This window comes from Streptomyces malaysiensis subsp. malaysiensis (assembly GCF_040653035.1).
Classification (GTDB): domain Bacteria; phylum Actinomycetota; class Actinomycetes; order Streptomycetales; family Streptomycetaceae; genus Streptomyces; species Streptomyces malaysiensis.
Map to the genome: position 1 here is coordinate 120,064 of NZ_JBEZNG010000027.1, position 10,687 is coordinate 130,750.

Consider the following 10,687-nt stretch of genomic DNA (forward strand, 5'->3'; position numbering starts at 1 on the left):
ACCGCTCGGCGGGATGACCGGAGAGGGATCGCCCATGGACCGTATCGCGCTGACCCCGGCCGCGGCCGAGCTGATCCGCCAACTGAGGGCGGAGCACGGGCCGCTGATGTTCCACCAGTCGGGCGGCTGCTGCGACGGCAGCGCCCCGATGTGCTATCCGCTCGGCGAGTTCCGTACGGGCGGGTCGGATGTGCTGCTCGGGGAGCTGGAGGTGGACGGGGTCGAGGAGCCGGTGGGCTTCTGGATGTCGGCCTCGCAGTTCGAGCGATGGGCCCATACGCATCTCACGGTGGATGTGGTGCCCGGCCGCGGCAGCGGCTTCTCCCTGGAGGCCCCGGAGGGTGTGCGGTTCCTGATCCGCTCACGGCTGCTGGACGACGCGGCGAGCTGAGCGCGGCCCCGTCGTCCGCAGGGGCGCGAGGGGGCAGCCACATGGGCGCGAGGGGCGCTCCCAAGGGCGTGCGAGGGCGGCGGACACCCATCTGCCCGCGCCCTCCCGCGGCGTCGCCCTCAGCTCGCGTCGGCCAGCGCCAGGGTGTGCAGCCGCTCGGGCGGGCCCGGGCGGGCGTAGTACCAGCCCTGGCCGGTGTCACAGCCCAGCCCGCGCAGATGCTCGGCCTGGACGGCCGTCTCCACGCCCTCGACCGTCACCGCGAGGTCCAGTGTGTGGGCGAGCGAGACGATCCCCTCGACGATCTTGACGTCGACCGGGTCGGCCGGGGCCCGCTGCATGCCCCGGGTGAAGGAACGGTCCAGTTTGAGGGTGCTCACCGGGAGCCGGCGCAGATACGACAGGTTGGAGTAGCCGGTGCCGAAGTCGTCCAGGGCGATGTCCACGCCCAGGTCGGCGAGTTGCCGCAGGGGCCGCAGGGCGCTCTCGTCGGCGCCGATGAGGTCGTTCTCGGTGACCTCCAGGCACAGCGCGCTGGGGCACAGCCCGGCGTTCTCCAGGACCGCCACCGTGTCGGAGACCAGCGTGGGATGGCTCAGCTGGCACGGCGAGAGATTGACGTTGACGCGCAGCGGCTCGCCGCCCTCGTCGTCGGCGTCGCGCCACTCGCGTGCCTGCCGGGCGGCCTGCTCCAGCACCCAGCGGCCGAGCGGGACGATCAGCCCGGTGTCCTCGGCGAGCGGGATGAACTGGTCGGGGCCGAGCACTCCGTGCACCGGATGCAGCCAGCGTACGAGCGCCTCCGCACCGCGCACGGTGCCGTCGGTGAGCCGTACCAGCGGCTGGTACTCGATGAAGAACTCGCCCTTCTCCAGGGCGGAGGGCAGCCCGTTGGTGAGGCTGTGGCGGGCGATCACCCGGGCGTTGGAGTCGGCGTCGGCGATCTCGTAGCGATTGCCGCCCGCGGCCTTGGCCCGGTACATGGTGATGTCGGCGCTGCGCAGCACCTCGGCCCGGCCGATCTCCCCGGCCCGGCCGTCGACCACTCCGATGCTGGCCCGGACCCGCAGCTCACGGCCCTCGACGCGGACGGGTTCGGCGAGCGCGGCGAGCATCCGGCGGGCCAGCGCGGCGCCGTCGGCCTGCGCCGCGGGGCCGGTGACCAGGGCGAGGAACTCATCGCCGCCGACCCGGGCGATCAGCTCGGCGGGGGCGTTCACACAGCCCTGGAGGCGTTCCGCGACGGCCTTGAGCAGCCGGTCGCCGACGATGTGCCCGAGGCTGTCGTTGACCGCCTTGAAGCCGTCCAGGTCCAGGTAGCACACGCCGAACCGGTCGGCGTCGTCGCCGGCGGCCAGCACCTGGTCCAGCCGTTCCAGGAACAGGGGGCGGTTGGGCAGCCCGGTCAGCTCGTCGTGGGTGGCCTCGTAGCGCAGCCGCTCCCGTAGCCGCCGGTGCTCGGTGATGTCCTCGGCGAGGGCGAGCTGGTACTGCGGGGCGCCGCTGGAGTCGCGCAGCAGGGTGACCGTCAGATTGGTCCACAGCTCGCTGCCGTCGTCGCGGTAGTGCGGCTTCTCGATGCGGAAGTGGTCGCGCTCGCCGCTGACCAGCTCGCGGTAGAGCTCATGGGCGCCGGGTACGTCGTCGGGGTGGACGAACTCGGTGACGTTGCGGCCGGGGCGGAAGAAGTCCATCCCGCCGAACATCCGGGCCATGGCGTCGTTGACGACGAGCACCTCGCCGTCGAGTCCGGCGATGCCCACGCCGATGACCGCGCCCTCGAAGACGGCCTGGAACTTGGCCTCGCTCGTGTGCAGCGCCTTCTCGGCCTCGGTCCGGGCGGCCAGCGCGGCCCGCGAGATGGCCGCCTGCTCATCGCGCTCGCGCTTGCGCAGCTCGCGGACGAATCCGGCGGCGAGGGCGTGCTGGAGCCGCACACAGCGGGCGCGCGCCTCCTCGTCGGCCGGCGGCTGGTGGCCCGGCTCGGCGGACGGCTGGCGGGAGGGCGCGGCGGGCGTCGAGCAGGACACCAGATGCGCGTCGATGACGCCCAGGATGGCGGGCAGCGCCTCGGGCTCGGTGCACTGGGCGTCCACCAGCGCGGCCCCGACGCCGTACGCGGCCTCGGTGTCGAAGGGGGAGGAGCGCAGGGCGGCGCTCAACCGGTGGGCCAGCGGCAGCAGATACTCCTCGAACGCCTCGGGGGTCATCGTGGTGGCCGCCAGCGGGTGGACGGCCCGGCACCAGATGCCCGCGAAGCGCCTCAGCGGCTCGCTGTCCGTGGGGGCGGGGTGTTCCGCGGCGTCCCCGGCGCCGCGTTCACATCTCGGCCCGCCCGATTCGGAGGTCATATCGTGCGCTCCCCGGGGCGGCCGCGATGGGCTGTGGCCCTATGAGCTGTGTCCCGTTCGCCTGCCGCGTCCTCGCCTGTGGCGTCGGTGCCCTCCGGCTGCCAGTCCACGTCCTGCACTTCCTTCGCCCTCTTCCGGCTTCCGGGGCCGCCCTCGGGTCGTCCGCGTCCTCGGGGAAGTTGAGCACGACGAAGAGCGGCACGGCAACCCGCTGCTGAGGCGAGATTACTGATCAACCGTTCGATGAGGAAAGGAAAAACGGAAATCTTCAATCCGGATGCGATCATGAAGATGGGCGCCGCCGGGGGCCGACGAGCATCTGTCACAGGCATCTGCCAGCGGCCCAAGCACCGCGCTGACCTCGGTCCTCCAGAGGGCGGGCCGGTGAAAGCCGGTCCGCGAAACCCCCTTTGGAGGCCGCGTTCTGGCGGGGCGCCAACCCCGCGTGTGAGCAGTCGAATTGGGAAATCCATCACGTCGGCGCGTCCGGGCGCCCGCGCGCGTCGCGGCACAGGCGCGGACCTCCCGGCCCGCCCGCTCGCCCTCCGGTCCGCCCGGCGGGAAGCGGACCGGCCGCCGCGGGGCCGGTCGTCCCGCCGTCCACTGCGCCCAGCGGATCGAAATCCGCGCACCATTTTCACCCTCATGCGGTGAATTACCATGAATGGGGTACTCGCCGGGTGGATCTCCGCGAGGAGGCGTGAGGACGCACGGGACACATGAGGACGCACGGAGTGACCCAATGGCCCCACCAGGTGTCGCCCACGATCTGCTGCTGCGCCGCTGTCTGACCCTGTCCACCAGCTTCGACGGGGTCGACGGCCAGGACGAGGCAGGGATACTGCGCCGGGCGATGGCCCAGGTCAGCGCGGTCGGGACCGGCCGCGCCGAGGCGGGATACCTACGGCTCGACGAGGGTCTGGTCCGCTGTCCGGACGACGGCCCGCGCGCCACCGAGGCCCTGGACGCGCAGGTGAGGGAGCTGGCCGGACGGGACGGGCCGGTGCGGTTCCCCCGGCGGGCCTGGGGCTGGGCGTTCGGGCTGCGCGAGCGGGGCGGGCCGGATGAGCCGGACGGGCTGCACGGCGCCCTGGTGGTGAGCTACCGCGACCGGCCGGGCGAGGACGAACGGCTGCTGCTCTCCCTGCTCGTACGGCAGACGGCCGCCGCGCTGTCCGCCGCCGCCGCGCACCGCCGTGCGGACGCCGCGCACCGCCGTGAGCGCGTGCAGGCCCAGGAGCTGCGCCGGGCACGGGACGAGCGGGAGGCGATACGGCGGCGGCTGGACTCCTCGCTGACCGACCTCTGCCAGCTGCGCGAGGTCCATGACGCCCTCGCCCGCTCGGCCGCCCACGGCGACGGCGAGGACGGGATCGTCCGGACGCTGTACCGGATCACCGGGCTCGCGGCCGCCGCCGAGGACCGGTTCGGCAACCTCAGGGCCTGGGCGGGCCCCGGCCGCCCGGACCCCTATCCCAAACCCGATCCGGCGCACCGCGAGGAGCTGCTGCGGGAGGCCATCCGCCGGCCGCGCCCGGTGCGGATGCGGGACCGGCTGGTGGCGGTGGCCGATCCGCGCGGTGAGGTGCTGGGCGCGCTCTGCCTGGTGGATCCGGACGGCCGGGCCGATGAGCGGGCCGTGCGCGCGCTGGACCACGCCGCGACCGCGCTCGGCCTGGAGCTGGCGCATCTGCGCGAGCTGGCCGAGGTGGAGCTGCGGCTGCGGCGGGAGCTGGTCGACGATCTGCTCTCGGGCACGGACGACGCCGGTGCGTACGCCCGCGCGGAGGCGGTCGGCCACGATCTGCACGGCCCGCACCATGTGATCGTGGTGCGCTGGACGGACCGGCCGGCCGACGATGTCTTCCTCAAGGCCGTGAGCCGGGCGGCCACCGGCCTCGGCCTGCGGATCCTGCCCGCCCTGCGCTCGGACACGGCGGTCCTGGTGGCCCAGGGCGCACCGGGCGAGCGGTCGCTGTACCCGGCGCTGAGCCGTGAGCTCGGCACGGACAGCGGGGCGATCGGGGTGGGCGCCCGCTGTGCCACCCCGCACGAGGTGCCCCGCTCGTACCAGGAGGCGCTGCGGGCGCTGGAGGTGCGCCGCGGGTCGCACAGCGCGAACGGCATGACGCTCTACGACGACCTGGGGCTGTACCGGATCCTGCGCACCGGGAACGACCACTGTGAGGTCGAGCGGTTCGTCCGGGAGTGGCTGGGCCCGCTGCTGGACTACGACGCCCTGCACCACACGGACCTGGTGGAGACCCTCTCCCAGTACTTCGACCGCGGCGGCAACTACAGCGAGACGGCCGCGGCGCTGGTGATCCACCGCTCGACCCTGCGCTACCGGCTCCAGCGGATCCGCGAGATCGGCGGAAGCGATCTGGCGGACGTGGACAGCAGGCTCAACCTCCAGGTCGCCACCCGTATTTGGAAGATCATGCGGAGCGGCCCGGAGTGAGCGGGCCGTCGCCGGGCACCCGGGTCCGACGCGACGGCACCATACGACGAGGCGGGATCGGCGATGAGCGACAAGAACCGGAGCGTGGCGCGCACTCTGCTCGACCAGCAGGGCACGACCTTCGCCGCCGAGGCCGGGATCAGGCTCCGCGACGCCCCCGGCCCGCTCTACCAGCTGCTGGTGCTCGCACATCTGCTGTCCGCGCGGATCAGGTCCGATACCGCGGTCGCCGCCGCCCGCGCCCTCTTCGACGCCGGGATGCGCGACCCGCGGCGGATGGCGGAGGCCGACTGGCAGCGGCGGGTCGACGCGCTGGGCGAGGGCGGCTACCGGCGCTACGACGAGCGGACCGCCACCCAGCTGGGCGAGGCGGCCGAGCTGGTGAACCGGGAGTACGGGGGCGATCTGCGGCGGATGCGGAAGGCCGGGGACCCGAAGCAGCTGCTGCGGGAGATCAACGGCATCGGGCCGGCCGGGGTGAACATCTTCCTGCGCGAGGCGCAGGGCCTCTGGCCGGAGTTCGCCCCGTACTTCGACCGCAAGGCGCTGGAGGGCGCCGAGCGCGTCGGACTGCCGAAGAGCGCACGGTCGCTGGCGGGGCTGGTGGCCGAGGACGAGCTGCCCCGGCTGGCCGCGGCCCTGGTCCGCGTCGCGCTCCACGCGGACGCCGCGCGGGAGGTGCGCGCCGCCGCGTAGTGCGCTCAGATGTGGATCTGATGCCCGTTAGGGGCCCGGGTCCGCTCACCGCCGTCCGGGGAGACCCGGGCGCCCCCGGGCCCGCCCCCGCCCGGTCTCAGCGGATGCCGAGCTCCTTCAGCACCCGCCGCTGGGCGGCGCTCGGCTTGGCCGGGAAGTAGAGGTAGCAGACGCCTCCGGTGCCGGAGACCACCTTGCCGTCGGCGTTGTACCGCTTCGTCCGCAGCCAGATGTTCTCCCACTGCCGCCGCTTGTAGACATGGCGGACCGCCTCATTGCTGGGCGACGCCGGGTCGTTGGCGATGATGTCGCCGTCCGCCGTGAAGCCGATGACGGTCATCAGATGGCCCGAGGTGCCGTACCCCGCGCCGTCCAGCTCCGTCTTGAGGAAGGACTGCGAGGTGATCAGCGGAATGCCGGCGCCGATCAGCTTCTCGGCGTCGGTGAGCGAGCCGAGCCGGGTGACCACGCCCTGCATTTCGCGGTACGTGGCGGCGTAGGCGGCGTTGAACGGCCAGTTGCCGCAGCCCTCGTACTGGTAGTCGAAGGTGGCCCGGGCGGCGTGACAGACCTGCGGATCGGCGTAGTCCGGGTTGACCCAGGCCAGGTCCTTCGCGGACGGCTTGCGGCCCCAGTACTCGATGATCATCTGCGAGGAGGTGGGGCTGCACCACGCCTCGCCGCCGTTGTCGTACTCCGGGTACTGGCCCTTGTGGATCTCCTGCGAGTAGCGCGGTACGGCGAGTTCGCGCGCCTTGGGCAGGCTCGGCGTGGAGGCGGGCACCTCGAACCGGTCGGGGACGTCGGAGCCCATCGCGCCGACCCGCCACACCGTGGGGGTGAGCGCGGTGCCGGGCTTGCGGTGGAGGGTGAGCCGCACCTGGTACTTCGCCAGCCGCAGTCCGCTCGCCGGGTCGTCGATGGAGAAGGTGTCGGTCCACACCGAGCTCTTGTCGTCGCTCTGGCCGTCGACCGAGGTGCGCCGGATGGAGGAGGCGCCGTCGTCGGAGGCCCAGCGGCCCATCACGTACCAGGGGGTCGCGGAGCCGTCGGTGTAGCTGCCCTTGAGCTCGATCTGGATCCAGGTGCCGGCCGGGGTGTGGGCGTTCCAGGAGACGATGGCCTCGGTCGCGGGCACGGAGAGGGTGCGCACCGGGGAGGTCCAGGTGGCGTACTCCCAGGCGGCCTTGGTGCCGGTGTGCGGATCGGTGTAGTCCACGCTGCCCAGCGGGCGGGAGATCACGATGCCGGGGCGGTCCCCGGCCTCGGCGCGGACGCCCTTGGCGGCACCGGCCAGCCAGTCGGCGTGGCCGCTCCAGCCGTGGTATTCCGCAACGCGGCCGGCCTTGGCCTTGGTCTCGGAGCCCGCCGGGGCTCCGGCGGCCCCGGGGGTCCCCGAGCCGCGTGCCGCGGACGGGGCCGGGCGGGCCGCCCCGGCGGCAGCGGCGGCGGTCGTGGTGACGGCGGCTGCGCCCGCGACGCCGATGGCGGCGGCGAGCACGGAGCGGCGAGGCGTGGATCCAGATCTGGTCATGCGGGGTTCCCCCAGTCGTCGTCCGGTCCCATGGGCGGCGGGTGCGCGACAGTCGCACAACTATGGCCGCTGCGAGTGGTCTCAGGCCAGTGATTCCCCCAGCACCCGCCCTCTCAATATTGGTGTGAACCAATGGAGTGAACGAGCCGAAAGGGTCGTATGGTGGTCCCCGATGCGGACTTACCCACCGGTTGGCAGCCTGGACGCGCTGGCGCGGCACCTGTGTGCGCTGCCGCCGTCCTGCGGGCCGGTCCGGCTGGTCGCGGTCGACGGCCACGCCGGCTCCGGGAAGACCACCTTCGCCCGCCACCTCGCCGAGGCGCTCGGCGGCGCGCCCGTGCTGCACACGGACGACTTCGCCACCCATGAGGAGCTCTTCGGCTGGGCGGGTCGGCTGCACTCCGAGGTGCTCACCCCGCTCGCGAAGGGCACGGCCGCGCGCTACGCCCCGTACGACTGGGTGGAGCGCCGCTTCGCCACCGCCCGGCGGCGGCTCGATCCCGCGCCGGTGGTGCTGCTGGAGGGTGTGGGCAGCGGCCGGCGCGCGGTGCGGCCGCGGCTGGCGCGGCTGTTGTGGATGGATCTGCCCGCACCGGACTCCTGGCGGCGCGGACAGCTGCGGGACGGCCCGGAGCTGTCCGCATTCTGGGACGGATGGCTGCCGGCCGAGCGTGCGCATTTCGCCGCCGACCCCTCCCGTCCGCACGCCGGAACGTTGGTAAGACAGCGAAAGGAGGGGTATGAGGTGCTCCCGGGACCCGCGGCGACCGACGGAAACACGCCTTGGCCTCACACAGCGTGAGCCCATGCCCCCGACCGGACCGTACGCCCGCACCGGACGCATGACGCGTACCCCAACTCGGCTTGACCTGGGGCCCATACAGGTCTTACGTTCTCAATGTGCGACTCGTACGAGTCGTCCCACAACGCGAAGCCCCCGGTTGTTCCCCCGTGATCGGGGGCTTCGTCCTGTCTGGCGATGGTTTTTCGCTGCTTTGCGCCGCCGCTCCATCACCCTGGGTGACCAACGGCGCCGAACCCCGTGCGCCCCCTACACGCCCCCGCGCACACCCGCCCGGCCTTGTGTGATTGCAACGAACAACAGTGCGGCACCCTCGGCCCATAGGAGTTACGCAGGTACGATGCGAAAGGGGCAGTCGCCCCTGCGGCATCCACGGGGGCAGGGGTTGTGGGGGACGTGATGGATTTCGGCACGCAGGGTTCGCACGCCCCGGCCGACCTCGCCTGGCTGCGAGCCGTCGACGCCTACACGATGGGCGCGTACGCACAGGCCGAGGAGGAGTTCCGGGCCGCCACGCGGCTCGATCCGGGAATGGCCGACGCCTGGCTCGGACTGCATGCGCTGCGGGCCGACACGGCGGCGGCGCTGCTGCGGATGTACCGGCACCGCGACCGCTTCGGCGAGCAGCGCGCCCGGCACCGCCGCACCCTCAACTCCTGGTACTGGCTGGGCTGGTGGGTCCAGCCGGTGCTGGAGACCAGCCGGGACCTGCTGCTCGCCCACGCCTCGCACTGGCTCGACGGCCGCCATGTGCCCGAGCTGGACCGGGCACTGGCCGGCTGCCCTCCGGTGGAGGCCGATCCGCAGGCCCGTTTTCTGCACGCCTGCCGCGCCTATCTGGTCAAGGACTGGGAGCAGCTGGTCCGCCACACCGAGCCGCTGCTGGACGATCCGTTCCTGGGCATCGAGGCGGGTCTGTTCGCCGGGATGGCGCGGGTCCGGCTGGAGATGTACAGCCAGGCCGAACCGCTGCTCGCCGCCGCCTTGATGCGCTGTCGCAGCGAACAGCCCCAGCGCAAGGAGCTGCGCTACTGGCTGGCCCGCGCCCATGAGGGCACCGGCCGCAGCGCCGCCGCGCTCCCCCTCTACCGCGCGGTCCACCGTATCGACTCCACCTTCATGGACACCTCGGCGCGGCTCGCGGCGATAGCCGAGTCCGACGGTCTTGACGAGCCCGCGGACCTGGCCGCCGTCTCGCTGGCCGGGGCCGGTGGCCAGGACGCCACGGACGGCCGGGACGGCGCCGCCGCCGACCCCGCCGATCCGCTGGCCACCGACGGCCGCGACCCGCGCGCCGGGGGTGAGGGGCCCGAGGGCCCGCCGCTGATGGGCCCCGCCGTGATGGGCGCGGGCGGCACCCGCGACCGGGCCGGAATGCCGTCCCAGCCCGGCCCCTCCGATCCGGTGCTGCTGGAGAGCGCGCTCCAGGAGCTGGAGCGCATGGTCGGCCTGGAGCCGGTCAAGCGGCAGGTGCGGGCGCTGTCGGCGCAGCTCCATATGGCACGGCTGCGCGCCGGACAGGGCCTGCCGGTCCAGCCGCCCAAGCGGCACTTCGTCTTCTCCGGCCCCTCCGGCACCGGCAAGACCACCGTGGCCCGCATTCTCGGCCGGGTCTTCTACGCCCTCGGGCTGCTCGGCGGCGACCATCTGGTGGAGGCCGGGCGCGCCGATCTGGTCGGCGAGTACCTGGGCCAGACGGCGGTGAAGGCCAATGAGCTGATCGACTCGGCGCTCGGCGGGGTGCTCTTCGTCGACGAGGCGTACAGCCTGTCCAACTCGGGCTACAGCAAGGGCGACGCGTACGGCGACGAGGCGCTTCAGGTGCTGCTCAAGCGCGCCGAGGACAACCGCGACCGGCTGGTGGTGATCCTCGCCGGCTACCCCGAGGGCATGGACCGGCTGCTGGCCGCCAACCCCGGTCTGAGCTCGCGCTTCACCACCCGTGTGGACTTCCCCAGCTACCGCCCCCTGGAGCTCACCCGGATCGGTGAGGTGCTGGCGGCGGAGAACGGGGACGTGTGGGACGAGGAGGCCGTGGAGGAGCTGCGCAGCATCAGCGGCCATGTGGTGGACCAGGGCTGGATCGACGAGCTGGGGAACGGCAGGTTTCTGCGCACGCTGTACGAGAAGAGCTGCGCCTACCGGGATCTGCGGCTCTCCGGCTGGAGCGGCACGCCGAACCGCGATGACCTCGCCACGCTGCGGCTGCCGGATCTGATGCAGGCGTACGGGGAGGTCCTGTCCGGCCGCGGCCCCATGTACCGCGACCCCCAGGACCCACCCCTGACGTAGCGCGCCTGCGGCGGGCTTTCCCAAACCATGGGGCTCCGCCCCGGACCCCGGACGGGCTGATTTCAGCCCCTCCGGCGCTTGAGGAGCGGGGTCCGGGGCGGAGCCCCGGTTGTGGGAAGGGGCGGGTAGGGGAAAGGCCCGCCGCAGGCGCGACCGCCGC

General features: G+C 73.0%; 7 protein-coding genes. 5 read left to right on the forward strand and 2 right to left on the reverse strand.

The genetic code is table 11. From position 1 onward, the window contains the following. Positions 1-34: 34 nt before the first annotated feature. Positions 35-391 (forward strand): DUF779 domain-containing protein, encoded by a 357-nt coding sequence (locus AB0E24_RS37385; RefSeq protein WP_079153532.1) that lies wholly within the window; start codon positions 35-37, stop codon positions 389-391. Between the two features lie 119 nt (positions 392-510). Here AB0E24_RS37385 and AB0E24_RS37390 read toward each other — a convergent pair whose 3' ends face one another. Then, positions 511-2,742: a putative bifunctional diguanylate cyclase/phosphodiesterase gene (locus tag AB0E24_RS37390; protein ID WP_079259690.1), complete on the reverse strand. Its 2,232-nt coding sequence runs from the start codon at positions 2,740-2,742 to the stop codon at positions 511-513. Positions 2,743-3,484: 742 nt separating this feature from the next. On the opposite strand from AB0E24_RS37390, the gene AB0E24_RS37395 reads away from it, so the two are divergent. Then, positions 3,485-5,203: a PucR family transcriptional regulator gene (locus tag AB0E24_RS37395; protein ID WP_079259689.1), complete on the forward strand. Its 1,719-nt coding sequence runs from the start codon at positions 3,485-3,487 to the stop codon at positions 5,201-5,203. 63 nt (positions 5,204-5,266) lie between these two features. Continuing rightward, complete coding sequence (locus AB0E24_RS37400; RefSeq protein ID WP_359383956.1) at positions 5,267-5,899, forward strand: HhH-GDP family DNA glycosylase; 633 nt, start codon at positions 5,267-5,269, stop codon at positions 5,897-5,899. 97 nt (positions 5,900-5,996) lie between these two features. Here AB0E24_RS37400 and AB0E24_RS37405 read toward each other — a convergent pair whose 3' ends face one another. After that, positions 5,997-7,433 (reverse strand): C39 family peptidase, encoded by a 1,437-nt coding sequence (locus AB0E24_RS37405; RefSeq protein ID WP_359383958.1) that lies wholly within the window; start codon positions 7,431-7,433, stop codon positions 5,997-5,999. 172 nt (positions 7,434-7,605) lie between these two features. Here AB0E24_RS37405 and AB0E24_RS37410 point away from each other — a divergent pair, with 172 nt between their 5' ends. Both AB0E24_RS37410 and AB0E24_RS37415 read left to right on the forward strand, forming a co-directional pair. Then, a complete protein-coding gene (locus tag AB0E24_RS37410; RefSeq protein WP_093707367.1) occupies positions 7,606-8,235 on the forward strand; it encodes a uridine kinase family protein in 630 nt (209 codons plus the stop codon). 399 nt (positions 8,236-8,634) lie between these two features. Next, a complete protein-coding gene (locus AB0E24_RS37415; protein ID WP_351372058.1) occupies positions 8,635-10,527 on the forward strand; it encodes an AAA family ATPase in 1,893 nt (630 codons plus the stop codon). Positions 10,528-10,687 lie beyond the last annotated feature (160 nt).